Source organism: Nonomuraea sp. NPDC003709 (genome assembly GCF_040610775.1).
Lineage (GTDB): Bacteria > Actinomycetota > Actinomycetes > Streptosporangiales > Streptosporangiaceae > Nonomuraea > Nonomuraea angiospora_A.
The window spans coordinates 480,557-505,431 of record NZ_JBEXMW010000008.1; the positions used below are offsets into that span (position 1 = coordinate 480,557).

Genomic DNA, 24,875 nt, shown 5'->3' on the forward strand with positions numbered 1-24,875 from the left:
CCGGGTTTCTGCCCTGCTCCCGGGAGGCGAAAACCCGCAGGTCGAAGGGGGTCAGGCGAGGCGCGCGGCGGCCTTCTCCCACGCCTGGGGATCGCCGGAGGGCTCGTAGCGGCGCAGCGGCTGGGAGGCGGCGACCAGCGAGCGCATCTCCGCCAGGTCCGAGACGAGCCCCGCCGAGCGCGCCTGCACGAGCACGTTGCCGAGCGCGGTCGCCTCCGCGGGCCCGGCCACCACCGGCAGCCCGCAGGCGTCCGCGGTGAGCCGGCACAGCAGCTCGTTGCGCGAGCCGCCGCCCACCAGGTGGACGACCTCGACGTCGCGCCCGGACAGCTCCATCGCCTGCCGCACGGCCAGCCGGTGCCCGAGCGCCAGGCTCTCCAGCACGCACCGCACGTACGCGGCCGGGGACGACGGAGGCTCCTGGCCCGTGCGGCGGCACTCGGCGGCGATCCTGGCCGGCATGTCGCCCGGCGGCAGGAACACCGGCTCGTCCGGGTTGACCACGGCCGCGAACGGCCGCTCGCCCGCCGCCGCCTTCAGCAGCTCGCGCAGGTCGGAGCCCGGCCAGGCGCGCAGGCACTCCTGCAGCAGCCACAGCCCCATGACGTTGCGCAGGTAGCGGACGGTGCCGTCGATGCCGGCCTCGTTGGTGAAGTTCGCGGCCCGGCTCTCGGGCGTCAGGACGGGCTCCGGCAGCTCCACCCCGGCCAGCGACCACGTGCCGCACGAGATGTAGGCGAAAGCCGGACCGGAGGCGGGCACGGCGGCCACGGCCGAGGCCGTGTCGTGCGAGCCGACCGCCGTGACGGGCGCCGACCAGCCGACCACGTCGGCCACGTGCCGGCGCAGCTTTCCGACCGCCTCGCCGGGCTGGCGCAGCGGCGGGAACAGCCCGGCCGGCAGCCCGAGCTGCTCGATCAGGGGGAACGCCCACGACCTGGTGCGCACGTCGAGCAGCCCCGTCGTCGAGGCGTTGGTCACCTCCGCGCCCACCTCGCCGGTGAGCCAGTAGCCGATCAGGTCGGGGATCAGCAGCATCGTCACGGCCCCGTCGAGCCGGTCGGCCAGCAGCTGGTAGATCGTGTTGAACGGCAGCACCTGCAGCCCGGACACGTCGTACAGGGTCTCCGCCCCGACCGACCCGGCCACCCGCTCGGCCACCCCTCGCGTGCGGTCGTCGCGGTAGTGCACCGGGTTGCCCATCAGCCGGTACGACTCGTCGAGCAGCCCGTAGTCGACCGCCCACGAGTCCACGCCGATGGACGACACCGGGCCCGCGTCGCGCAGGCCGTCGAGGATCTCCGAGTAGAGGCCGGTGATGTCCCAGTGGAGGCGGCCCGCCTCGGTCACCGGCTCGTTGGGGAAGCGGCGGACCTCGGTCAGCTCCAGGCCGTCGGAGAGGTCGGCCAGCATCACCCGGCCGCTGGAGGCCCCGAGGTCGACGGCGGCGAAACGGCGGCTCATTGTGTGGACTCCCTGGCGACGAGCTCGGGCTGGAACATGATGTGCTGGTGCGCGTGCGTCTCCGGGTTGTCGCACTCGTCCAGCAGCAGCTCGGTGGCGATCCGGCCGAGCTGGTAGGTCGGCTGCCGCATCGAGCTGAGCGAGACGGTGGAGGCGGCGGCGAAGTCGATGTCGTCGTAGCCCATCAGCGCCACGTCCTCCGGCACCCGCACGCCCGACCGCAGCAGCGCCCGCAGCACGCCGAGCGCGAGCAGGTCGTTGGCGCAGAACACGGCCTCGGGCAGGCCGTTCTCGATCAGGTCGGCGGCCGCCTTCTCGCCCGCGCGGGCCGTCATCGTCGCGGTCTCGGCCACCTTCAGGTCGCCGGGGTCGAGCCCGGCGCCCCGCATCGCGGCCTTGGCACCCTCCCAGCGCTCCACGCACTGCCTGATCGTCATCGGGCCCGTCACGTAGGCGACGGTGCGCGCGCCCTTGGCCAGCAGGTGGGTGACCGCGGCCCGGCCGCCCGCGACGTCGTCCACGGCCACCGCGCACTGGTCGGGCCGGTGCGCCGGGTGGTCGACCAGGACGACGCTGATGCCGCGCTCGCGCAGCCGGTCGAGCCGGCCCGGGTCCTCGCCGGAGGGGGTGATCAGCACGCCGCGCACCCGGTGCTCGGCCAGCACCCGCAGGTTGCGCTCCTCCTTGTCCTGCGAGCCCGCCGAGTTGCCCAGGATGACCGCGTAGCCGAGCTCGCTGGCCACGTCCTCGACCCCGGCCGCGACCTCGGTGAAGAACGGGTTGCCGATGTCGATCACGCTCAGGCCGATCGTCCTGCTGTGCCCGGCGCGCAGCGTCGAGGCCGAGCCGTGCCGGACGAACCCCAGCTCGCTGATCGCCGCCTCCACCCGCTCCCGGGTGGCGGGCGCGACTTTTGCGGGCCGGTTCAGTACGTTGGAGACCGTGCCCGGGGAGACGCCGGCGTGTGCGGCGACGTCCTTGATGCTGACCATGGCCATGGGGACCAATTAAAACGTACTAACGACTGGGGCGCCAGTCGCGGTACCGGTGGGGCGGTGTTTCCGGGTCTGGAGTGGGCAGAGTTGTGCGGGTGTCGAGTAAAACGTTTGTATCGGGATGCGCACGGAGACCGCTTTCCCCGCTTTTCATAACGTTAAGATAACCCCCGTGTCACGGGTCGCACCTGGATTCGGCGGGCCTGCCTGCGCAATCACCCCTGTTGATCAGCGGGAACCCGCCCGGGGCGGTGAGCCGGGCCTTGTGCGACGCGCGTGAGGAACGTTTTAATCCCCCGTAAACGCTGACGTAACACGCTGTGAGCGCTAACAGACTTGCGAAAGGCAGGTTTCATGCCGGACGTCATCGCCTATGGCGGGGACTGGAATCCAGAGCAGTGGCCCGAGGAGACGTGGGAGCAGGACGTCGCGCTGATGCGTGCGGCCGGCGTCAACCGGGTCAGCGTCGGCATCTTCTCCTGGTCGCTGCTGGAGCCGGCCGAGGGAGTCTTCGACTTCGGCTGGTTCGACCGCGTGATGGACCTGCTGGCCACGAACGGGATCAAGGCCAACCTCTCCACGCCGACCGCCGCGCCGCCACCCTGGTTCGGGGACACCTACCCGGAGGCGCTGCCGGTGGACGCCGACGGGCGTCGGCTGACCTACGGCAGCAGGCAGGGCTTCTGCCCCAGCTCGCCGATCTACCGCGAGAAGGCGCTGCGCATCGCCGAGCAGCTGGCCACGCGCTACCGGGACCACGAGGCGCTGGCCCTGTGGCACGTGCACAACGAGTACGGCTGCCACAACGCGCGCTGCTTCTGCGACACCTCGGCGGCGGCCTTCCGCGCCTGGCTGCGCTCGCACCACACCTCGCTCGACGCGCTCAACGACGCCTGGGGCACCGCCTTCTGGTCCCAGCGCTACGGCGACTGGGCCCAGATCCTGCCGCCGCGCGCCACCCCCACCTTCCCCAACCCCGGCCAGCAGCTCGACTTCCGCCGCTTCAGCTCCGACGCGCTCATCGAGCTCTACACCGCCGAGCGCGACCTGCTCAGGAAGATCACCCCGGACGTGCCCGCGACCACCAACCTGATGGCGGGCGCGCACTGGGACATGGACTGCTGGGCCTTCGCCGCCGAGATGGACGTGGTCTCCACCGACCACTACCTGATCGGCGCCCGCGCGGAGCCGCACATCGACCTGGCCTTCGCCGCCGACTACGCCCGCTCGCTCAACGGCGGCCGGCCCTGGCTGCTGATGGAGCACTCGACCAGCGCCGTCAACTGGCAGCCGCGCAACCGCGCCAAGGCCCCCGGCGAGCTGCGCCGCAACTCCCTGACCCACCTGGCCAGGGGCGCGGACGGGATCATGTACTTCCAGTGGCGGGCCTCCCGCGCCGGCGCCGAGAAGTGGCACTCGGCGATGCTGCCGCACGCGGGCACCGACACCAAGATCTGGCGGGAGGTGACCGCGCTCGGCGCCGAGCTGGCCGGGCTCGCCGACGTGGCGGGCAGCACCGTCAGCGCCGACGTCGCGATCCTCCTCGACCACTCCAGCGTCTGGGCCCAGGACCACCCGGCCCAGCCCTCCGTGGACATGGACCCGGTGGAGGAGGCCAAGCGCTGGCACGCCGCGCTCTGGCGGGCCGGCGTCACCTGCGACCTGGCCCACCCCGAGGGCGACCTGACCGGCTACCGCCTGGTGCTGGTCCCCGCGCTCTACCTGGTGAGCGACGCGGGGGCGGCCAACCTGGCGCGGTTCGTGGAGCGGGGCGGGGTCGCGCTCGTGGGCCCGTACAGCGGGATCGTGGACGAGCACGACCGGGTGCGGCTCGGCGGCTACCCCGGGGCGTGGCGCGACCTGCTCGGGGTGAGCGTGGAGGAGTTCTTCCCCCTCGACGGCCCGATCGCGCTGACCTCGGGCGCGTCGGGGACCGCCTGGAGCGAGGTGGCGCACGCCGCCGGCGCGAAGGTCCTCGACACCTACGCCACCGGAGAGCCCGCCTGGACCCGCAACGAGTGGGGCGACGGGTTCGCGCACTACCTCACGACCAGACTCGACGACGACGGACTGGCCGAGGTCATCGCCGCCGTCGCGACGGAGGCGGGCGTCGAACCCGTCGCGGCCGCCCCCGCCGGGGTCGAGGTCGTACGGCGCTCGCACGCGGACGGCCGCTCCTTCCTGTTCGCCGTCAACCACACGGCCGAGGACGCCGTCGTGACCCCGCCCGGCGGCGACCCGGTCACGGTGGCGGCGGGCGACGTCCGCGTGATCTCCGCCTGACGGCGGGGCGCCTGCGGGCGTTCCGCCATATGGCTCTGGAAAGCGCTTCCCACCCGGGAGCGGTACCACCGACCAACCCCCCTGAGGGGCGCGTGCGAGCGCGCCCCTCCCCGCCTGGAGGTGCACCTGTGTCCGAGCAGATCTCACGCCGCGACGCCCTGAAGGGGTTAGCCGTCGCCGGAGCCGCCGTCCCGCTGGCCTCGGCCCTGGAGTCACCCGCGCTGGCGGCGCTGGCCGTCCCGGACGTCCCCCTGCGCTGGCTGGAGGACAAGCCCGCCGAGGCGCCCGGCACCACCTGGGGCGTCCCGTGGCCGAAGGGCGCCGTGGCCAAGGAGCAGGCGTTCGCGCTCACCGCGGCCGACGGCACCGCCGTGCCGGTGCAGACGTGGCCGCTGGCGTACTGGCCGGACGGGTCGCTGAAGTGGACGGCCCACGCGGTCGGCCCCGCGACGCCCGCGGCCGAGACGTACACGCTGCGGCCCGGCACCGCCGCCGCCCCCGCCAAGCCGGTCACCGTCAAGGACGAGAAGCAGTACGTGGACGTGGACACCGGCGTGATCCGCGCCCGCGTCCGCAAGAGCGGCAGTGAGCTGATCAGCCAGATCTGGCGCGGCGAGACCGAGATCGCCCGCAAGGGGCAGCTCGTCAACCTCCGCCAGGGCAAGATCGACGACGATGACGACCGCACGGTCGAGGTCGACTCCTACCTGAGCGACATCTCGAAGGTGGAGGTCGAGCAGTCCGGCCCGGTGCGCGCGGTCGTCCGGATCGAGGGCCGCCACACCTCCAAGAAGGGCCGTTCGTGGCTGCCGTTCACGATCCGGCTCTACTTCTACGCGGGCGCGGAGAGCGTGCGGATGACCCACACGTTCGTGTTCGACCGCGACGGGCAGCACGACTTCGTCGCCGGGCTCGGCGTGCGCTTCCGCGTCCCGATGCGGGACGAGCCGTACAACCGGCACATCCGGTTCGTCGGCGACGGGCACGGCCTGCTCACCGAGGCCGTCAAGGGCATCACGGGGCTGCGCCGCGACCCCGGCGCGGCCGTGCGGAAGGCGCAGGTGGAGGGCCGGCGGCTGCCGGACATCGCCACCTGGGACACGCGTGTCAGCAGCCGCGTCCAGCTCATCCCCGACTGGGGCGACTACTCCCTCGCCCAGCTGTCCTCCGAGGGCTTCACGCTCAAGAAGCGCACCAAGAAGGGGTACGGCTGGGTCGCCGTCGACCAGGGCCGGCGGGCCTCCGGGCTCGGGTACGTGGGCGGGACGAGCGGCGGGTTCGCGTTCGGCCTGCGGGACTTCTGGCAGCGGCATCCCACCCAGCTCGACATCCGCGGGGCCGCCTCGGAGGAGGCCGAGGTCACCGTCTGGCTCTGGTCGCCGGAGGCCGGGCCGATGGACACCCGCTTCTACCACGACGGCATGGGCCAGGACACCTACCCGGAGCAGATCGAGGGCCTCAACATCACGTACGAGGACTACGAGCCCGGCTTCGGCACGCCGCTCGGGATCGCGCGTACGAGCGAGCTGACCTTCTGGGCGCTGGCCGCCACCCCCGACGCCGCCCGGTTCGGGGCGATGGCCGACGCCGTCCGGACGCCGCCGCTGATCGTCGCGCCACCCGCGCACCTGGCCTCCGCCAAGGTCTTCGGCGGCCTGTTCAGCCCCGTCGACCGGTCGACGCCCGGCAGGAAGACCATCGAGGACCGCCTCGACTTCCTCTTCGACTACTACCGCAAGCAGGTCGAGCAGCGGCACTGGTACGGGTTCTGGGACTACGGCGACATCATGCACACGTTCGACGAGGACCGGCACGTGTGGCGCTACGACGTCGGCGGTTACGCCTGGGACAACTCGGAGCTGTCGCCCGACCTGTGGCTCTGGTACGCGTACCTGCGCTCGGGGCGCGCCGACGTGTTCCGCTTCGCCGAGGCGATGACCCGGCACACCGGCGAGGTGGACGTCTACCACCTCGGGCCCTGGGCCGGGCTCGGCAGCCGGCACAACGTGCAGCACTGGGGGTGCAGCGCCAAGCAGCAGCGCATCTCGACCGCGGTCTACCGGCGCATCTTCTACTTCCTGACCGCCGACGAGCGCACCGGCGACCTCATGCGGGCCCTGGTGGACTCCGACAAGACGTTCCTGGCCATCGACCCGCTCCGCAAGATCCGCACGGAGCCGTACACGCCGGATCCGTCGGCCCTCGCGATCGGCCTGGGCACCGACTGGAGCGGCCTGGCCGCCGCCTGGCTGACCGAGTGGGAACGCGGCGGGGACCCGGTGGCCGAGAAGAAGCTCAAGGCCACCATGCGCACCATCGCCGCCATGCCCAACGGCTTCGTCACCGGCGAGGGCCTCTACAACCTCAGCACCGGCGAGTTCGCCCCGGCCGCCCGCAAGGTCGCGGTGTCCCATCTGTCGGCCATGTTCGGCCAGGTCGAGATCTGCGCCGAGCTCATCGACCTGGTGGACATGCCGGACTTCGAGCGGGCCTGGCTCCAGTACTGCCGCCTGTTCAACGCCACCAAGGCCGAGCAGGCCGCCGAGACGGGCGCGAACTTCGGCAACCTCATCCTCAAGCAGGGGCACTCCCGGCTCACGGCGTACGCGTCGGTCCGGCTCCGGCGCGACGACCTCGCCACCCGGGCGTGGACGGAGTTCGCCACGGGGGACGGCTACGCGCCGGACCTGCCGTGGAAGTCGGAGAAGGTCACGACGACCCTCAACCCGACGGACGAGGCGGCCTGGGTCTCCACCAACACCACGGCACTGTACGGGCTGGCGGCCATCCAGAACCTGGCCCTCGTCGGCGACAAACTCCCCACCTGACCACCCCGCGCCACTCCCCGCCGCCCCGCCCCAGCCGGGCGGCGGGCAAGGCCGGGGGATTAAAACGTGTCAGTGTAGCCGCGCGATCACCCCGCGGGTTCCGTGGGTGGGAGCGCATTGACAGCGAGCACCAGGAATCATAGTTTCCTGCACGAAGGATTAAAACGTTTTGAAGGGAGTGTCAGTGCAACGTGTCTGCTTCCTGCTGAAAGTCCGCCCAGAGCGGCTGGCGGAGTACCGCGAACGCCACCGAGACGTCTGGCCGGAGATGCGAGAGGCGCTCGCGCGTACCGGCTGGCACAACTACTCGCTCTTCCTCAAAGACGACGGCCTCCTCGTCGGCTACCTGGAGACCGAGGATTTCGAGGCAGCCAGGAAGGCCATGGCCGAGACCGAGGTCAACGCCCGCTGGCAGGCCGAGATGGCGCCGTTCTTCGAGAGCCTCGACGGGCGGCCCGACGAGGGCATGCACCCGCTGGACGAAGTGTTCCACCTGGATTGATCGGGGAGTAATGACTGACATCAAGGCCGCGCTGCGGGCGCAGCACATCGAGACGCCGTCCTGGGCCTACGGCAACAGCGGCACGCGGTTCAAGGTTTTCGCACAGAAGGGGGTGCCGCGCGACCCGTACGAGAAGCTCGCCGACGCCGCCCAGGTGCACGCCTACACCGGGATCGCCCCCACGGTCGCCCTGCACATCCCGTGGGACAAGGTGGACGACTACGCCGACCTGGCCAGGCACGCCCGCGAGCTGGGCGTGGGCATCGGAGCCATCAACTCCAACGTCTTCCAGGACGACGACTACATGCTGGGCAGCGTCACCAACCCGGACGCGCGGGTGCGCCGCAAGGCCACCGACCACCTGATCGAGTGCGTGGACATCATGGACGCCACCGGCTCCGACACGCTCAAGCTGTGGTTCTCGGACGGCATCAACTACCCGGGCCAGGACGACATCAGGGCCCGCCAGGACCGCCTGGCCGAGTCCCTGGCCGAGGTGTACGACCGGCTCGGCGAGGGCCAGCGCTTCCTGCTGGAGTACAAGCTCTTCGAGCCCGCCTTCTACGCCACCGACGTGCCCGACTGGGGCACCGCGTACGCCCACTGCGTCAAGCTCGGCCCCAAGGCGCAGGTCGTGGTGGACACCGGCCACCATGCGCCGGGCACCAACATCGAGTTCATCGTGGCGTTCCTGCTGCGCGAGGGCAAGCTCGGCGGGTTCGACTTCAACTCGCGCTTCTACGCCGACGACGACCTGATGGTGGGGGCGGCGGACCCGTTCCAGCTGTTCCGCATCATGTTCGAGGTGGTCCGCGGCGGCGGGCTCTACCCCGAGGCCGGCGTGGCGTTCATGCTCGACCAGTGCCACAACATCGAGCCCAAGATCCCGGGTCAGATCCGCTCGGTCATGAACGTCCAGGAGGCCACCGCCAAGGCGCTGCTGGTGGACCGGGAGGCGCTGGCCGCCGCCCAGTCCGAGGGCGACGTGCTGGGCGCGAACGCCGTGTTCATGGACGCCTACAACACCGACGTGCGGCCGCTGCTCGCCGACCTGCGGGAGGAGTCGGGGCTGGCGCCCGACCCGATGACCGCGTACGCCAAGTCCGGATATTTCGAGAAGATCGCCGCCGAGCGTGTCGGCGGCAACCAGGCCGGCTGGGGGGCCTGACCAACCATGGAAGTCGTTAAGGAACTGCTGGAGCGCTCGCACCGGCTGGGCGCCGACCCGCGCAACACCAACTACGCGGGCGGCAACACCTCGGCCAAGGGCGCGGCGCCCGACCCGGTCACCGGCGAGGACGTCGAACTCCTCTGGGTCAAGGGCTCGGGCGGCGACCTGGGCACGCTGAAGGAGTCCGGGCTCGCCGTGCTCCGCCTGGACCGCCTGCGCGCGCTCGTGAACGTCTACCCGGGCGTGGAGCGCGAGGACGAGATGGTCGCCGCGTTCGACTACTGCCTGCACGGCAAGGGCGGCGCCGCGCCGTCGATCGACACCGCCATGCACGGCCTGGTCGAGGCCGCGCACGTCGACCACCTGCACCCCGACGCCGGGATCGCGCTCGCGACCGCGGCCGACGGCGAGGAGCTGACCAGGCGCGTCTTCGGCGACCGCGTCGTGTGGGTGCCGTGGCGGCGGCCCGGCTTCCAGCTCGGCCTGGACATCGCCGCCATCAAGGAGGCCAACCCGCAGGCCATCGGCTGCATCCTCGGCGGCCACGGCATCACCGCCTGGGGCGCCACGGCCCAGGAGTGCGAGTCCCGCTCGCTGGAGATCATCCGCGCCGCGGAGGCGTACCTGGCCGAGCACGGACGCCCCGACCCGTTCGGCTCGGCGATCTACGAGACGCTGCCGGAGGCCGAGCGGCACGCGCGGGCCGCCGCGCTGTTCCCGCACATCCGCGGCCTGGCCTCCACCGACCTCCGCGTCGTCGGCCACTACACCGACACGCCCGAGGTGCTGGACTTCGTCTCCCGCGCCGAGCACCCGCGCCTGGCAGCGCTGGGCACGTCCTGCCCCGACCACTTCCTGCGGACCAAGGTCGCGCCGCTGGTGCTCGACCTGCCGCCGGACGCGTCCCTGGAGCAGGCCGTCGAACGGCTGCGCGAGCTGCACACCGCCTACCGCGCCGACTACACCGCCTACTACGACCGCAACGCCACCCCGGACTCGCCGCCCATGCGCGGCGCGGACCCGGCGATCGTGCTGGTGCCGGGCGTCGGCATGTTCTCGTTCGGCAAGGACAAGCAGACCGCCCGCGTGGCCGGCGAGTTCTACGTCAACGCCATCAACGTCATGCGCGGGGCCGAGTCCGTCTCCACGTACGCGCCCATCCCCGAGTCGGAGAAGTTCCGGATCGAGTACTGGGAGCTGGAGGAGGCCAAGCTCCGCCGCATGCCCAAGCCGAAGCCCCTGGCCACCCGCGTCGCGCTGGTGACCGGCGGCGGCTCGGGCATCGGCGCGGCCACCGCCCGCCGCCTGGCCGCCGAGGGCGCCTGCGTGGTGGTCGCCGACCGCGACGTGGCCGCCGCGGAGAAGGTCGCCGCCGAGATCGGCGCGGCCGCGTACCGGGTGTCCGACGTCGCGGTGGCGGTCGCCGTGGACGTCACCTCGGAGGAGCAGGTCGCCGCGGCGGTACGCGCGGGCGTGCTGGCCTTCGGCGGCGTGGACCTGGTCGTCAACAACGCCGGCCTGTCGCTGTCCCGCGCGCTGCTGGAGACCACCCTCGACGACTGGGACCTGCAGCACGACGTGATGGCCAGGGGATCGTTCCTGGTGGCGCGCGAGACGGCCCGGGTCCTGATCGACCAGGGGCTGGGCGGCGACATCGTCTACATCTCCTCCAAGAACGCCGTCTTCGCCGGCCCGAACAACGTCGCCTACGGCGCGGCCAAGGCCGACCAGGCGCACCAGGTCCGGCTGCTGGCGGCCGAGCTGGGCACGCACGGCATCCGCGTCAACGGGATCAACCCCGACGGCGTCGTACGCGGCTCCGGCATCTTCGCCTCCGGCTGGGGCGCCAACCGCGCGGCCGTCTACGGCGTGGAGGAGGAGAAGCTCGGCGAGTTCTACGCCCAGCGGACCCTGCTCAAGCGCGAGGTCCTGCCCGAGCACGTGGCCGCCGCCGTCTTCGCCCTCACCGGCAACGACCTCACCCACACCACGGGCCTGCACATCCCGGTGGACGCGGGCGTGGCCGCCGCCTTCCTGCGCTGACCGCTCAGGAGTAGGCCGCCACCATCCCGATCACCGTCAGCGCCATTCCGGCCGCCGTGACCAGGAAACCCCCGGCCACGGCGGCCCGCCGTCCCCTGCGCGCGCCCGCCCAGTACATGATCACGTACGGCAGGAACCCCAGCCCTCCGAACCCGACCGCCGGCAACGTCAAGGCCGCCAGGACCCCCTTCGTCCCGGCCGGGACCGCGCGGTCGCCTTCCGGCGTGAGCTGGGCCCGCGTCATGTCGCCCGCCTCGGAGTCCGGCGAGGCGTCCACCGCCACGGCGCTCCCGCCGGAGTCCGGAGTGAAGATCCCCTGGCAGTCGTAGCGACCCTGGCCCAGCGCCTCGCACGAGGCCACCCGCAGCGTCCCGGGCGTGCCGGCCCGCCCTGTGGCCAGCTCCAGATCGCCGATCGCGAACGCCACCGGCGCCAGGCACACCGTCAGCCAGAGCAGCACGAGGACGATCCGCCCGAGCCGCCCCGGATCCCTCCCGCCAGGGGTGACGAACTGGATATCGGGCATGAAGTCGCTCATGTGCCCCATCGTCGCCGCCCCGGCTTGGCATTCACCTGCAGCCCACTGGGAACACTCACCGTCTCACCATGTGGTCATCTGGACGCCTTCAGCTTGCATGTCCATCCCGTGAAGTGCATTATCTTCACAGTAAGGTCATGAGCAATGATGCATGAATATGCAGGAGAGAGGGCGGAATGAGGGCAGCGGTCGCGGGGGCCAGCGGCTACGCGGGAGGAGAGTTGCTCCGCCTCCTGCTCGGGCACCCCGAGTTCGAGATCGGCGCGCTCACCGCGGCGTCCAGTGCGGGCAGCCGCCTCGGCGCCCACCAGCCTCACCTGCCGCAACTGGCCGACCGGATCATCGAGGACACCGTCGCCGACAGGCTGGCCGGGCATGACGTCGTCTTCCTCGCACTGCCGCACGGCCACTCGGCCGCCGTCGCCGCCCAGCTCGGCGCGGAGACGATCGTCGTCGACTGCGGCGCCGACCACCGGCTCACCGACCCGGCCGCCTGGCAGGAGTTCTACGGCGGCGAGCACGCCGGGTCCTGGCCCTACGGCCTGCCCGAGCTGCCCGGCCAGCGGGAGGTCCTGCGGTCGGCCACCCGCATCGCGGTCCCGGGCTGCTACCCGACCTCCGTCCTGCTGGCCCTGTCGCCCGCGTTCGCCGCGGGCCTGGCCGAGCCGGACGTGGTCGTGGTGGCCGCCAGCGGCACCAGCGGCGCCGGCAAGTCGCTCAAGCCCAACCTGCTCGGCAGCGAGGTCATGGGCTCGGTCAGCGCGTACGGCGTGGGCGGCGTCCACCGGCACACTCCCGAGATGGAGCAGGGCTTGTCGGCCGTCGCCGGCGCCCCGGTCCGCGTCTCGTTCACCCCGACGCTGGCGCCCATGAGCCGCGGCATCCTCGCCACCTGCAGCGCCCCGGCCGCGCCCGGCCTCACCAAGGAGGCGCTGCGGACGGCGTACGAGGTCGCGCTGAAGGAGGAGCCGTTCGTCAAGCTCCTGCCCGAGGGCACGTGGCCGGCCACCTCCATGACCTACGGCGCCAACACCGCCGCCCTGCAGGTGACGCTCGACGAACGCGCGGGCCGCGTGGTCGCCGTCATCGCCATCGACAACCTCACCAAGGGCACAGCCGGAGGTGCCGTCCAGAGCGTGAACCTCGCACTCGGCCTCCCAGAAGAGCTCGGCCTTCCCCTGACAGGAGTCGCACCTTGAGCGTAACTGCACCACTCGGTTTTCGGGCCGCGGGCATCGCCGCCGGGATCAAGTCCGGCGGCGCCCGCGACCTGGCCCTCGTCGTCAACGACGGGCCCAGCAGGGCCGCCGCGGGCGTCTTCACCGCCAACCGCGTGAAGGCCGCCCCCGTGCTGTGGTCTCAGCAGGTTCTGTCCGGCGGGCGGCTGCGAGCGGTCGTGCTCAACTCCGGCGGCGCCAACGCCTGCACCGGCCCCGAGGGCTTCCAGGACACCCACGCCACCGCCGAGAAGGTGGCCGAGGTGCTCCAGGACTCCGCGGGCGAGGTCGCGGTCTGCTCCACGGGCCTGATCGGCGAGCGGCTGCCGATGGACGCGCTGCTGGCGGGCGTCGAGACCGCCGCCGGCCAGCTCTCCCGCGACGGCGGCCTGGCCGCCGCCGACGCCATCCGCACCACGGACACCGTCTCCAAGATCTCGTTCCGGCGGGGCAGCGGATACATGGTCGGCGGCATGGCCAAGGGCGCGGGCATGCTCGCCCCCTCCCTGGCCACGATGCTGTGCGTGATCACCACGGACGCCGACCTCACCGGCGAGGAGCTCGACGCCGCGCTGCGCAAGGCCACGGCCAGGACGTTCGACCGCCTCGACACCGACGGCTGCATGTCCACCAACGACACCGTGCTCCTGCTGTCCAGCGGCGCCGCCGGCGTCAAGCCGGACCTCGCCGAGTTCGAGCAGAAGGTCCACGAGGTCTGCGCCGACCTGGCCAGGCAGCTCCTGGTCGACGCCGAGGGCGCCTCCAAGGCCATCGCCATCGAGGTCGTCGGCGCCGACTCGGAGGCCGACGCGGTCAAGGTCGGCCGCGCGGTCTCGCGTTCCAACCTGCTCAAGTGCGCCATCCACGGCGAGGACCCCAACTGGGGCCGCGTCCTGGCCGCCGTCGGCACCACCGACGCGGTGTTCGAGCCCGACCGCCTGAACGTGGCCATCAACGGCATCTGGATCTGCCGCGGCGGCGCGGTCGGCGACGACCGCTCCAAGGTGGACATGCGCCCCAGGGACGTGACGATCACGATCGACCTGTCGGCCGGCCCGCACACCGCGACGGTGCACACCACGGACCTGACGGCCGAATACGTCCACGAGAACTCGGCGTACTCCTCGTGAGGTCCCTCAGCGCGCAGGCCAAGGCCGAGTCGCTGATCGAGGCGCTGCCCTGGCTGACCCGCTTCCACGGCGCGACCATCGTCATCAAGTACGGCGGCAACGCCATGACCGACGAGTCGCTCAAGGCGGGCTTCGCCGAGGACGTCGTCTTCCTGCAGCACGCGGGCCTGCGCCCGGTCGTCGTGCACGGCGGCGGCCCGCAGATCAGCAGCGCGCTCGCCAGGCTGGGCATCGAGTCGACGTTCACCGCCGGGCTGCGGGTCACCACGCCGGAGGCCATGGAGGTCGTCAGGATGGTCCTGGTCGGCCAGGTCAACCGCGACATCGTGGGCCTGGTCAACCGGCACGGCCCGTTCGCCGTCGGCATGTCCGGCGAGGACGCCCACCTGTTCACGGCCGTGCGCAAGCACGCGATCGTGGACGGCGAGCCCGTGGACATCGGCCAGGTCGGCGAGATCATCAAGGTCGACCCGGGCGCGGTGCGGGCCCTGATCGACAACGGCCGCATCCCGATCGTCTCCAGCGTGGCGCGCGGGGACGACGGGCAGATCTACAACGTGAACGCCGACACCGCCGCGGCCGCGCTGGCCGTGGCGCTCGAGGCGCAGAAGCTGATCGTCCTCACCGACGTCGAGGGCCTGTACGCCAACTGGCCCGACGACACCGACGTGATCGACCAGCTCGACGCCGAGGAGCTCGAAACGCTGATGCCGACGCTGTCCAGCGGCATGGTCCCCAAGATGGAGGCCTGCCTGACCGCGGTCCAGGGCGGCGTCCCGCAGGCTCACGTGCTCGACGGCCGCGTGCCGCACTCACTGCTGCTGGAAATATTCACCAATGAGGGAATCGGAACGATGGTGGTGCCCTGATGAGCCTGTACAAGAGGTTCGAAAATGCCTTCATGCCCAACTACGGCGTGCCGCCGGTGGCGCTGGCACGAGGCGAGGGCACTCGCGTCTGGGACGTGGACGGCAACGAATACCTTGACTTCATCGGCGGCATCGCGACCAGCTCGCTCGGTCACGCCCACCCCGCCCTGGTCGAGGCCGTCTCCAAGCAGGTCGCCACGATCGCGCACACCAGCAACCTGTTCCTGCACGAGCCCGAGGTGCTGCTCGCCGAGAAGCTCCTCACCCTGCTCAACGCCCCGGGCAAGGTCTTCTTCGCCAACTCCGGCACCGAGGCCAACGAGGCCGCCTACAAGCTCGCCGTCAAGTACGGCAAGCGCGAGGGCCGCTCCTACTTCGTCGCCGCCGAGAACGGCTTCCACGGCCGCACGATCGGCGCGCTGTCGCTGACCGGCAAGCCGTCGATCCGCGACCAGTTCGGCCCGTTCCCGGTCGATGTCCGCTTCGTCCCGTACGGCGACGCCACCGCGCTCAAGGAGGCCGTGACCGGCGACTGCATCGCGGTCTTCCTGGAGCCCACCCAGGGCGAGGCCGGCGTCGTGCCGCCGCCCGAGGGCTACTTCGAGGCGGCCCGCGAGATCTGCGACTCCACGGGCGCGCTCCTGGTCGCCGACGAGATCCAGTCCGCGATCGGCCGCACCGGCCACTGGTTCGCGCACCAGGCCGACGGCGTCACGCCCGACATCCTGACCCTGGCCAAGGGCCTGGGCGGCGGGCTGCCGATCGGCGCGTGCATCGGGTTCGGCGACGCGGGCAAGCTGTTCGCCAAGGGCGACCACGGCTCCACGTTCGGCGGCAACCCGGTCGCCTGCGCCGCGGCCCTGGCCGTGCTCGACAACCTCGATCTCGACCACGTCAAGTCGGCCTCCGCGCGGCTGCGCTCCGGCCTGGAGTCGATGCGGCACCCGCTGCTGAAGGGGGTGCGCGGGCGGGGCCTCTGGCTGGCCACCGTGCTGAGCGAGCCCCGCTCGGCCGAGGTCCAGAGCGCCGCCCAGAGCGCCGGCTTCCTGGTCAACGCCCTCCAGCCGGACGCCGTACGCATCGCGCCGCCGCTGGTGGTCACGGCCGAGGAGATCGACAAGTTCCTGGCCACGTACCCGGCGATCCTCGCGGAGGCGGCCAAGTGACCAGACACTTCCTGAGGGACGACGACCTCACGCCCGCCGAGCAGGCGGAGGTGCTCGATCTCGCCGCGGCCATGAAGAAGGACCGGTTCGGCTACCGCCCGTTCGAGGGCCCGCAGACGGTCGCGGTCCTGTTCGACAAGCCGTCGGCCCGCACGCGCGTCTCCTTCCACACCGGCATCGGCGAGCTCGGCGGCCTGCCGCTGGTCGTGGACAACGTCTCGGTCCTCATGGGCCGCGGCGAGCCCACCGCCGACATCGCCCGGGTGCTCGACCGGCAGGTCGCCGCCATCGTGTGGCGGACCACCGGGCAGGAGCTCATCGACGAGATGGCCGCCCACTCCCGGGTGCCGGTCGTCAACGCGCTCACCGACGAGTTCCACCCCTGCCAGATCCTGGCCGACCTGCAGACCGTCCAGGAGAGGCTGGGCCGGACCGCCGGGGTCACGCTCACCTACCTGGGCGACGGCGCCAACAACATGGCCCACTCCTATCTGCTCGGCGGGGCCACCGCCGGCATGCACGTGCGGATCGCGGCCCCGGCCGGCTACCAGCCCGACGCGGTCATCCTCGACCAGGCCGCCGCCATCGCCGCCAGGACGGGCGGCTCGGTGATCGCGCTGTCCGACCCGGTGGCCGCCGCCCAGGGCGCGCACGTGATCGCGACCGACACGTGGGTGTCGATGGGCCAGGACGGCAAGGAGGAGCGGGTCGCCGCGCTCATGCCGTACCAGGTGAACTCCGAGCTGCTGGAGCACGCCGCGCCCGACGCGATCGTGCTGCACTGCCTGCCCGCCTACCGCGACTACGAGATCACCGCCAAGGTCCTCGAGGGCCCGCAGAGCGCGGTGTGGGACCAGGCGGAGAACCGGCTGCACGCCCAGAAGGCGCTCCTCCACTGGCTGGTGTCCCATCGATGATGATTCCCATGACCAAGGCGGCGCGGCAGGCCAAGATCACCGACCTGCTGCAGCGGCAGGCCGTGCGCTCCCAGCCGGAGCTGGCCAAGCTGCTGGCCGAGAGCGGCGTCGAGGTCACCCAGGCCACGCTCTCGCGTGACCTCGACGAGCTCGGCGCGCTCAAGCTGCGCGCCGACGACGGATCCCTGGTCTACGCCCTGCCCGGCGAGGGCGGGGCCCGGATCCCGCTCACCCGGCTGGGCACCGGCGAGAGCCCGGCCGCCCGACTGCACCGAATCGCCGAGGAACTGCTGGTCGGCGCCGAGGCGTCGGCCAACCTGGTCATCGTACGGACCCCGCCGGGCGCGGCCCAGTTCCTGGCCTCCGCCATCGACCACGCCGACTGGGAGTCGATCCTCGGCACGGTCGCGGGCGACGACACGATCCTCGTGATCAGCCGCGATCCGGCGGGCGGCCAGGCCGTCGCGGACGCGCTGCTGAGAGTGGCCGACCGGCGCGGCTAGCCCGCCACGTGGCCAAGATCTGATCTCCGGAGATATGTAATGTCCGAAAGGGTAGTGCTCGCGTATTCCGGCGGCCTGGACACCTCGGTCGCCATCCCGTACCTCGCCGAGAAGATGGGCGCCGAGGTCGTCTGCGTCGCCGTGGACCTCGGCCAGGGCGGCGAGGACATGGAGGCGATCCAGCAGCGGGCCGTCGACTGCGGCGCGGTCGAGTCGGTCGTGGTGGACGCCAAGGAGGAGTTCGCCGCCGACTTCTGCGTACCCGCGCTGCAGGCCAACGCCCTCTACATGGACCGGTACCCGCTGGTCTCCTCGCTGTCACGCCCGCTGATCGTCAAGCACCTGGTCTCGGCGGCCAAGCGGTTCGGCGGCACGATCGTCTCGCACGGCTGCACCGGCAAGGGCAACGACCAGGTCCGCTTCGAGGCCGGCCTGGCCGCCCTCGCCCCCGACCTCAGGGTCGTCGCGCCCGCCCGCGACTTCGCCTGGACGCGCGACAAGGCCATCGAGTACGCCGAGGCCAGGGGCCTGCCCATCGAGACGTCGAAGAAGAACCCGTTCTCCATCGACCAGAACCTCTGGGGCCGCGCCGTCGAGACCGGCTTCCTCGAGGACATCTGGAACGGCCCCACCGAGGACGTCTACTCCTACACCGACGACCCGGCCCGGCCGCGCGAGGCCGACGAGGTCGTCATCACGTTCGAGCAAGGTGTCCCGGTCAAGATCGACGGGCGGGCGCTGACGCCGTACCAGGTCATCGACGAGCTGAACCGGCGCGCGGGCGCGCACGGCGTCGGCCGGATCGACCTGGTCGAGGACCGCCTGGTCGGCATCAAGTCGCGCGAGGTGTACGAGGCGCCCGGCGCCGTCGCCCTCATCACCGCGCACATGGAGCTGGAGAACGTCACCGTCGAACGCGACCTCGCCCGCTTCAAGCGCGGCGTGGACCAGCGGTGGGGCGAGCTCGTCTACGACGGCCTGTGGTTCTCGCCGCTCAAGAGCGCCCTCGACGCGCTCATCGCCGAGGCGCAGAAGCACGTCTCCGGCGACATCCGCATGACGCTGCACGGCGGCCTGGCCACAGTCACCGGCCGCCGCTCGGAGGATTCTCTGTACGATTTCTCGCTGGCCACCTACGACACCGGCGACACGTTCGACCAGTCGCTGGCCAAAGGGTTCGTCCAGCTGTTCTCCCTCCCTACTAAGATCGCCGCCGCACGGGACGCCAAGAAGGGCTGACGTGCACTATGGTCGCGCCGGAGCACAGGAGCTCGGGGCGAGAGAACGAGGAACGATGCCAACGAGTCCCGAAGCGGGTGCGACCATGGACATGGTCACGAAGGAGACAACGGTGAGTGATGGCAAGCCGATGCGGCTGTGGGGTGGGCGCTTCGAGAGCGGCCCGTCCGACGCGCTGGCCCGGCTGTCGGTGAGCGTGCACTTCGACTGGCGGCTCGTGCCGTACGACCTGGCCGCGTCCAGGGCGCACGCCCGCGTGCTGCACAGGGCGGAGCTGCTGAGCGACGAGGAGCTCGAGCGCATGATCGGCGCGCTCGACGACCTGGAGCGCGCCTGCAAGGCGGGCGAGTTCCGGCCGACGGTCGCCGACGAGGACGTGCACACGGCGCTGGAGCGGGGCCTGCTGGAGCGGCTCGGCTCGCTGGGCGGCAAGCTCCGCGCGGGGCGCTCGCGCAACGACCAGATCGCCACCGACCTGCGCCTCTACCTGCGCGATCACGCCCGCACGGTCGTCTCCCGCCTGGTCGAGCTGGAGACGGCGCTCATGGCCCAGGCGGAGCAACACGCCGAGACGGCCGCGCCCGGCATGACGCACCTGCAGCACGCGCAGCCGGTGTCGTTCGGGCACCAGCTCCTGGCCCACGTGCACGCCTTCGCCCGCGATATCGACCGGCTCACCGACTGGGACAAGCGCGCCGCGATCTCCCCGCTCGGCGCCGGCGCGCTGGCGGGCTCGTCGCTGCCGCTCGACCCGCAGGCCGTGGCCGAGGAGCTCGGCTTCGCGGCCGCCGCGCCCAACTCGATGGACGCCGTCTCCGACCGTGACTTCGCGGCGGAGTTCCTGTTCGACGCGGCCATGATCGGCGTGCACCTGTCGCGGCTGGGCGAGGAGATCGTCCTGTGGGCCTCGCAGGAGTTCCGCTGGATCGAGATGGACGACGCCTACTCCACCGGCTCGTCGATCATGCCCCAGAAGAAGAACCCCGACGTCGCCGAGCTGGCCCGCGGCAAGTCCGGGCGCCTCATCGGCAACCTGATGTCGCTGCTGACCACGCTCAAGGGCCTGCCGCTGACCTACAACCGCGACCTTCAGGAGGACAAGGAGCCCGTCTTCGACGCGGTCGACACGCTGCTCCTGGTCCTGCCGGCGGTGGCCGGGCTGGTCGCGACCATGCGGGTCAACACCGCCCGCATGGAGTCCTCGGCGCCCGACGGGTTCGCGCTGGCCACCGACCTGGCCGAGCTGCTCGTCCGCCGCGGGGTCCCGTTCCGCGAGGCCCACGAGGCGGTCGGCCACCTGGTGGTGTGGTGCCAGGTCAACGACAAGGACCTGGGCGACCTCACGGACGAGGAGCTGATCAAGGTGTCGGCGCACCTGACGCCCGACGTCCGCGACGTGCTCAACGTGCCCGGCGCCCTGGCCGCGCGTAAGGCCCACGGCGGCACCGCGCCCGACCGCGTCCGCGACCAGCTCGTCGCGCTGCGGGAGGCGGTCGACGCACAGGCGGCATGGGCAGCGGGGATCTGAGCTCCGCCGCGCTGCCGCGGGGTTTCTTCGACCGGCCGTCGCACGAGGTCGCGCCCGAGCTGCTCGGGCGCGTGCTCGTGCACGGCCCCGTCGCCGTGCGCCTGACCGAGGTCGAGGCGTACGGCGGCCCCGGCGAGGATCCGGCGGCGCACACCTATCGGGGCAAGACACCGCGTAACGCGGTCATGTTCGGCCCGCCGGGGCACCTGTACGTGTACTTCACGTACGGCATGCACTTCTGCGCGAACCTGGTCTGCCTGCCCGAGGGCTTCGGCTCGGCCGTGCTACTGCGCGGGGGCGAGGTGGTGGCGGGCATCGACGAGGCCCGCGCCCGGCGCACCTCCACGGGCAACGGCATGGCTACGAGCGGCCGGGTGATTCCCGACCGGGACCTCGCGCGCGGCCCGGCAAGGCTGGCCGTCGCCCTCGGCCTGCTCCGCGAGCACAACGGCCTCGACGCGATCGCGGAGGCCTCCTTCGCGGCCGATCGCCGGCTGACCGGAGTCCCGCATGGAGCCGCGGCCATGCTGGAGGGCCGCCCGGTGGAGGCGGAGTCGATCAGGTCAGGCCCGCGTACCGGCATCTCGACCGCCAAGGACACGCCGTGGCGGTTCTGGATCGACGGCGACCCGACCGTGTCGCCCTACCGCGCTCACGTGCCCCGCCGCCGCAACGCCGCGGCCACCTCGGTGGGAGGGGCATCGAGGTCGTGACGGCTGAAAATGTGCAGGTTGTCGCCGGTGTCGATCTCCAGGACCTCGCTCCGCCGCCCCCACCGCCTGCTCACGTCGACCTTGACGTCCCGGATCGCCTCCCAGGGCACATGCCGTTTGCCCGCGAACCCGTGCACCACGGTGATCCCGCTCTGATCGGCCGCCAGCCGTACGGGGGCGACCAGATCACGCAGCCCCATCCCGCCTACCAGCACGGCTGCCGGCACGGCCAGGATCACACCGCGGACATCGCCGGCGACCCACCAGTAGACGGCGAGCCCAGCACACGCAAGAGCCCCTAAAATCTTGAAAACAGCCAGCTCGCGACGGACCCTCCACATGGAGACAGAGCGTATCCAAGTGGCGGCGAACCCGGGCGATCGGGCACGCTTGCACTATTCAACGTCCAACGTCTCTACGGAAAGCCGGCACCGTGACCGACATTCTCGATGACCTCGCGTGGCGAGGGCTTATCGCCCAGTCCACCGACCTCGACGCCCTGCGCGCGTCCATGGCCAAGGGCCCGATCACGGTCTATTCCGGTTTTGACCCCACCGCCGCCTCCTTGCACGTCGGCCACTTCGTGCCGCTGCTCACGCTGCGCCGCCTCCAGCTCGCCGGGCACCGCCCAATCGGCCTGGTCGGCGGCGCCACCGGCCTGATCGGCGACCCGAGCGGGCGCAACACCGAGCGCTCGCTCAACGCCTCCGAGGTCGTCGCGGAGTGGGTGGAGCGCCTGCGCGGCCAGGTCGGGCGTTTCCTCGACTTCGAGGTCCAGCCGAACGCCGCCCAGCTGGTCAGCAACCTTGACTGGACCGGCGAGCTGAGCGCCATCGACTTCCTGCGCGACATCGGCAAGCACTTCCCGGTCAACCGCATGCTCGCCAGGGAGTCGGTCTCCGCGCGGCTGCAGGGGGAAGGGCTGAGCTACACCGAGTTCAGCTACCAGATCCTGCAGGCCAACGACTACCTGGAGCTGTTCCGCCGCCACAACTGCACGCTGCAGATCGGCGGCAGCGACCAGTGGGGCAACATCACGGCGGGCGCCGACCTCATCCGCCGCATCGAGGGCGGGCACGTCCACGCGCTCACCCTGCCGCTGATCACGAAGGCCGACGGCACCAAGTTCGGCAAGACGGCGGGCGGCGCTCTCTGGCTCGACCCGGAGATGACCTCGCCCTACGCCTTCTACCAGTACTTCCTCAACTCCGACGACCGTGACGTGATCCACTACCTCAAGGTCTTCACCTTCAAGACCCGCGAGGAGATCGAGGCCCTGGAGAAGGCCGTCGCCGAACGCCCCTTCGCCCGCGAGGCGCAGCGGACGCTCGCCGAGGACCTCACCGAGCTGCTCCACGGCAAGCAGGAGCTCGACGCGGTCGTGGCGGCCTCGAAGGCGCTCTTCGGACAGGGCGAGCTGGAGGACCTGCCCGCCTCCACGCTGGGGGCGGCGCTGGCCGAGGTGCCGAAGGCCACGGTCCCCGCGCTCGGGACGCCGTTCGTGGACCTCCTGGCCGACAGCGGCCTGGTGGAGTCGAAGTCGGCGGCCAGGCGGGCGGTGAAGGAGGGCGGGGCGTACCTCAACAACGTCAAGATCACCGACGAGGCGTACGTTCCCGGCTCCGAGGACCTGCTGCACGGGCGCTTCATGGTGCTCCGGCGCGGCAAGAAGTCGATCGGCGGCGTCGAGGTCGGCTGACCTTCGCGTGACCTTCGCGGGCTCTTCCCCGTCCGGGGAGGGGCCCGCTTCCATGTGGTACGCGACCGCGTACTCCGTGAGGTCTTCGTGAGGTGGGTCAGCGGCGGACTCCGTGCGGTGGGTCAGCGGCGGACGAACAGCGCCACCGTCAGCCCCGGCAGATCGGCGGAGTGCTTGGCCAGGCTCAGCTTGAACCCCGCCTTCACCACCTCGGCGACCCGCGGGACCGCGTCACCGTCGAGACCCGACTGCTTGCTCCCGCGCCACACCACCCACACCCGCTCACGCCCGTCCAGCGCGGTCGCCGCGTCGGGCCGCTCCGGATACCCGAACCCGTCGGGCAAGGGCGCTTCCCCGGTCTTGAGCACGTCGACCGGCATCAAAGAGTCCGCGTAGTACTCGAATCCCATGCGGAGCTGGCTCTGGCCGTACACGATCGCGTCGTCGGGCTCGGCCTTGATCACGCGCAAGGCCCAGGGGATGTTCTCGAAACGGCCGTTCTCCTCGCGTACCGTGACGTGCTCCTGAACGGACAGCGCGCACCCGAGCAGCACCACCACGACCGCGGCCACCACCTGGAACCGGGGCAGGGCCGCCACGGCGAGCCCCGCCAGCAGCGCCAGCGCGGGGGCGGTCACGAACAGGTACCGGTCCACGTAGACGGGGGTCACGAGCTGCGACACGGCGAGCAGCAGCACCGGAGGCAACACCAGCCACCCGACCACCACGAACACCCACACCCTGCCCCCGGTCACTCCGGCTCCGCCGGTTTCCTCGGCCCTGACCCTGCCGGTTTCCCCAGCCCTGACCCTGCCGATTTCTCCGGCCCCGGCTCCGGTTCCGCCGGGTTCCTCGACCCCACGTGGCGCCGCCTTCCACAGCAGCACCGCACCGGCCAGCGCCAGGGCGAACAACATCACGCCCAGCCCGGTCGCCCCCGCCGCCATCTTCGGGAACTTCAGCCACACCTCCGGCCCCCGCTGCGGGATCCAGCTGATCGCCTTCCGCTCCCCGAACCCCACCAGCCCCAGCACCGCGGCGGGCACACACCCGACGGCCATCGCCGCCAGCATCGGCACCACCCGGCCCCGGCGCACCAGCAGCAGTTGGGCGGGCAGCACCAGCACCGCGAACAGGTGGGTGGAGCACACGAGGGCCACCGCGACCCCGTACACCACCCACCGCCTGACCTCGGAGCGCTCCACGGCCCGGTGCAGCGCCCAGAACGAGAACGCCACAGCCGCCGCAGCGAACGCATAGGACCTGGCGAACGCCCCGAAATAGGACACCGAAGGCAGGATCGCGAAGACAGCGGCCGCGATCACCCCGGCCCGCGTGCTGTGCAACCGCCGCCCCAGATCGACCAGGAACCAGGCGGCCACACCGATCCCCACCGCCGACGGCAGCCGCAGCCACAACTCCGCCGTACCTGCCTTCATCCAGAGGTGCATGAACAGGTAGTACGGGAGGAAATGACCGTCGATGTGCCGGGCCAGCTCCCACATCCCGGACAGCGAACGCGAAGCGGCGCTGATGGTGGCCAGCTCGTCGCCGTTCAGAGTGGCGGACCCCGTACCTGTGAATGCCGCGATGCCGGCGAGCAAGGACATCCACCATGGGGTGGCTGTACGGAGGCGTTCGGCGGGACGGGCGGGGGGAGCTAGCGTGGCGGCAGTGGTCACCGGGGCAGGATACGCGGGGGGAAGGTCGGGAGTATTCGCGTTCGCCCCTTATGTAGTGCGGCCGACTCACGAGCCCAACAGCCCGGCCATCTCACAGCCACGGCCGTTACCACCACCGGCACGGCCACCGCCACCGCCACCGCCACCAGTCCGGGCCACCCCGCGCTACCCCACGACCACGGGCACCGGCACGGACACCAGGAACCTGCGACGACGCCTGTGGATGCCTATGAAAGGCCGTCCCCCGCCACCCACGCCCCGAGCCACAGTGATCTCGCTCCCCGAGCGGATCCCCCGAGCGGATCCCCCGAGCGGATCCCCCGAGCGGATCCCCCGAGCGGATCCCCCGAGCGGATCCCCCGAGCGGATCCCCCGAGCGGATCCCCCG

Annotated in this window: 20 protein-coding genes; 15 read left to right on the forward strand and 5 right to left on the reverse strand. The window is 71.5% G+C overall.

Translation table 11 applies throughout. From position 1 onward, the window contains the following. Window positions 1-51: 51 nt before the first annotated feature. Entirely contained in the window at window positions 52-1,464 is a 1,413-nt protein-coding gene (locus tag ABZX61_RS26565) for a rhamnulokinase family protein (RefSeq protein WP_355198538.1), read from the reverse strand. Continuing rightward, window positions 1,461-2,462, reverse strand: coding sequence for a substrate-binding domain-containing protein (locus ABZX61_RS26570; protein ID WP_355198540.1), 1,002 nt, complete (start codon window positions 2,460-2,462; stop codon window positions 1,461-1,463). The genes ABZX61_RS26565 and ABZX61_RS26570 overlap by 4 nt, the downstream gene beginning before the upstream one ends. Window positions 2,463-2,813: 351 nt before the next feature. Between ABZX61_RS26570 and ABZX61_RS26575 the strand changes: the two genes are divergently transcribed. From ABZX61_RS26575 to ABZX61_RS26595, 5 genes are all read left to right on the forward strand, one after another. Next, on the forward strand, window positions 2,814-4,742 hold the full coding sequence (locus tag ABZX61_RS26575) for a beta-galactosidase (RefSeq protein WP_355198542.1): 1,929 nt from the start codon (window positions 2,814-2,816) through the stop codon (window positions 4,740-4,742). A gap of 128 nt (window positions 4,743-4,870) precedes the next feature. Next, a complete protein-coding gene (locus ABZX61_RS26580) occupies window positions 4,871-7,570 on the forward strand; it encodes a twin-arginine translocation signal domain-containing protein (protein WP_355198544.1) in 2,700 nt (899 codons plus the stop codon). Window positions 7,571-7,754: 184 nt separating this feature from the next. After that, the gene (locus ABZX61_RS26585) at window positions 7,755-8,072 is read left to right on the forward strand and encodes an L-rhamnose mutarotase (protein WP_185077046.1); all 318 of its coding nucleotides are present in this window, start codon (window positions 7,755-7,757) and stop codon (window positions 8,070-8,072) included. A gap of 10 nt (window positions 8,073-8,082) precedes the next feature. After that, entirely contained in the window at window positions 8,083-9,240 is a 1,158-nt protein-coding gene (rhaI, locus tag ABZX61_RS26590) for an L-rhamnose isomerase (RefSeq protein WP_355198546.1), read from the forward strand. A 6-nt stretch (window positions 9,241-9,246) separates the two neighbouring features. After that, window positions 9,247-11,286 (forward strand): bifunctional aldolase/short-chain dehydrogenase, encoded by a 2,040-nt coding sequence (locus tag ABZX61_RS26595; protein WP_355198548.1) that lies wholly within the window; start codon window positions 9,247-9,249, stop codon window positions 11,284-11,286. A 4-nt stretch (window positions 11,287-11,290) separates the two neighbouring features. Here ABZX61_RS26595 and ABZX61_RS26600 read toward each other — a convergent pair whose 3' ends face one another. Further along, complete coding sequence (locus ABZX61_RS26600) at window positions 11,291-11,824, reverse strand: hypothetical protein (protein WP_355198550.1); 534 nt, start codon at window positions 11,822-11,824, stop codon at window positions 11,291-11,293. Between the two features lie 176 nt (window positions 11,825-12,000). Here ABZX61_RS26600 and argC point away from each other — a divergent pair, with 176 nt between their 5' ends. From argC to ABZX61_RS26645, 9 genes are all read left to right on the forward strand, one after another. Beyond that, window positions 12,001-13,023 (forward strand): N-acetyl-gamma-glutamyl-phosphate reductase, encoded by a 1,023-nt coding sequence (gene argC / locus ABZX61_RS26605; RefSeq protein ID WP_350727238.1) that lies wholly within the window; start codon window positions 12,001-12,003, stop codon window positions 13,021-13,023. Further along, complete coding sequence (gene argJ, locus ABZX61_RS26610) at window positions 13,020-14,171, forward strand: bifunctional glutamate N-acetyltransferase/amino-acid acetyltransferase ArgJ (RefSeq protein ID WP_355198552.1); 1,152 nt, start codon at window positions 13,020-13,022, stop codon at window positions 14,169-14,171. Before argC ends, argJ begins: the two co-directional genes overlap by 4 nt. Then, window positions 14,168-15,040, forward strand: coding sequence for an acetylglutamate kinase (gene argB, locus ABZX61_RS26615; protein ID WP_355198554.1), 873 nt, complete (start codon window positions 14,168-14,170; stop codon window positions 15,038-15,040). Before argJ ends, argB begins: the two co-directional genes overlap by 4 nt. Then, entirely contained in the window at window positions 15,040-16,206 is a 1,167-nt protein-coding gene (locus ABZX61_RS26620; RefSeq protein WP_350727241.1) for an acetylornithine transaminase, read from the forward strand. The genes argB and ABZX61_RS26620 overlap by 1 nt, the downstream gene beginning before the upstream one ends. Further along, window positions 16,203-17,123 carry an ornithine carbamoyltransferase gene (gene argF / locus ABZX61_RS26625; RefSeq protein WP_355198556.1) on the forward strand — a complete coding sequence of 307 codons (921 nt, stop codon included), beginning with the start codon at window positions 16,203-16,205 and terminating at the stop codon, window positions 17,121-17,123. Before ABZX61_RS26620 ends, argF begins: the two co-directional genes overlap by 4 nt. Further along, on the forward strand, window positions 17,120-17,626 hold the full coding sequence (locus tag ABZX61_RS26630) for an arginine repressor (protein ID WP_350727243.1): 507 nt from the start codon (window positions 17,120-17,122) through the stop codon (window positions 17,624-17,626). Before argF ends, ABZX61_RS26630 begins: the two co-directional genes overlap by 4 nt. Before the next feature lie 39 nt (window positions 17,627-17,665). Next, a complete protein-coding gene (locus tag ABZX61_RS26635; RefSeq protein WP_355198558.1) occupies window positions 17,666-18,865 on the forward strand; it encodes an argininosuccinate synthase in 1,200 nt (399 codons plus the stop codon). Between the two features lie 91 nt (window positions 18,866-18,956). Continuing rightward, the gene (argH, locus tag ABZX61_RS26640) at window positions 18,957-20,393 is read left to right on the forward strand and encodes an argininosuccinate lyase (RefSeq protein WP_355198592.1); all 1,437 of its coding nucleotides are present in this window, start codon (window positions 18,957-18,959) and stop codon (window positions 20,391-20,393) included. Then, window positions 20,375-21,106 (forward strand): DNA-3-methyladenine glycosylase, encoded by a 732-nt coding sequence (locus tag ABZX61_RS26645; RefSeq protein WP_355198560.1) that lies wholly within the window; start codon window positions 20,375-20,377, stop codon window positions 21,104-21,106. Before argH ends, ABZX61_RS26645 begins: the two co-directional genes overlap by 19 nt. On the opposite strand, the gene ABZX61_RS26650 is transcribed toward ABZX61_RS26645, so the two are convergent. Continuing rightward, window positions 21,046-21,333: a PH domain-containing protein gene (locus tag ABZX61_RS26650; RefSeq protein ID WP_355198562.1), complete on the reverse strand. Its 288-nt coding sequence runs from the start codon at window positions 21,331-21,333 to the stop codon at window positions 21,046-21,048. The genes ABZX61_RS26645 and ABZX61_RS26650 overlap by 61 nt on opposite strands. A gap of 206 nt (window positions 21,334-21,539) precedes the next feature. Here ABZX61_RS26650 and tyrS point away from each other — a divergent pair, with 206 nt between their 5' ends. Next, on the forward strand, window positions 21,540-22,805 hold the full coding sequence (gene tyrS / locus ABZX61_RS26655) for a tyrosine--tRNA ligase (protein ID WP_350727247.1): 1,266 nt from the start codon (window positions 21,540-21,542) through the stop codon (window positions 22,803-22,805). 122 nt (window positions 22,806-22,927) lie between these two features. Here tyrS and ABZX61_RS26660 read toward each other — a convergent pair whose 3' ends face one another. Beyond that, window positions 22,928-24,415: a glycosyltransferase family 39 protein gene (locus tag ABZX61_RS26660; protein ID WP_355198564.1), complete on the reverse strand. Its 1,488-nt coding sequence runs from the start codon at window positions 24,413-24,415 to the stop codon at window positions 22,928-22,930. Between the last annotated feature and the right edge of the window lie 460 nt (window positions 24,416-24,875).

Coding starts and splice junctions, on each gene's coding strand:
- ABZX61_RS26565 (WP_355198538.1), bottom strand. CDS start 1,464: ATGAGCCGCCGTTTCGCCGCCGTCGACCTCGGGGCCTCCAGCGGCCGG.
- ABZX61_RS26570 (WP_355198540.1), bottom strand. CDS start 2,462: ATGGCCATGGTCAGCATCAAGGACGTCGCCGCACACGCCGGCGTCTCC.
- ABZX61_RS26575 (WP_355198542.1), top strand. CDS start 2,814: ATGCCGGACGTCATCGCCTATGGCGGGGACTGGAATCCAGAGCAGTGG.
- rhaI (WP_355198546.1), top strand. CDS start 8,083: ATGACTGACATCAAGGCCGCGCTGCGGGCGCAGCACATCGAGACGCCG.
- ABZX61_RS26595 (WP_355198548.1), top strand. CDS start 9,247: ATGGAAGTCGTTAAGGAACTGCTGGAGCGCTCGCACCGGCTGGGCGCC.
- ABZX61_RS26600 (WP_355198550.1), bottom strand. CDS start 11,824: ATGAGCGACTTCATGCCCGATATCCAGTTCGTCACCCCTGGCGGGAGG.
- argC (WP_350727238.1), top strand. CDS start 12,001: ATGAGGGCAGCGGTCGCGGGGGCCAGCGGCTACGCGGGAGGAGAGTTG.
- ABZX61_RS26620 (WP_350727241.1), top strand. CDS start 15,040: ATGAGCCTGTACAAGAGGTTCGAAAATGCCTTCATGCCCAACTACGGC.
- ABZX61_RS26630 (WP_350727243.1), top strand. CDS start 17,120: ATGATGATTCCCATGACCAAGGCGGCGCGGCAGGCCAAGATCACCGAC.
- ABZX61_RS26635 (WP_355198558.1), top strand. CDS start 17,666: ATGTCCGAAAGGGTAGTGCTCGCGTATTCCGGCGGCCTGGACACCTCG.
- argH (WP_355198592.1), top strand. CDS start 18,957: ATGGTCACGAAGGAGACAACGGTGAGTGATGGCAAGCCGATGCGGCTG.
- ABZX61_RS26645 (WP_355198560.1), top strand. CDS start 20,375: ATGGGCAGCGGGGATCTGAGCTCCGCCGCGCTGCCGCGGGGTTTCTTC.
- ABZX61_RS26660 (WP_355198564.1), bottom strand. CDS start 24,415: ATGTCCTTGCTCGCCGGCATCGCGGCATTCACAGGTACGGGGTCCGCC.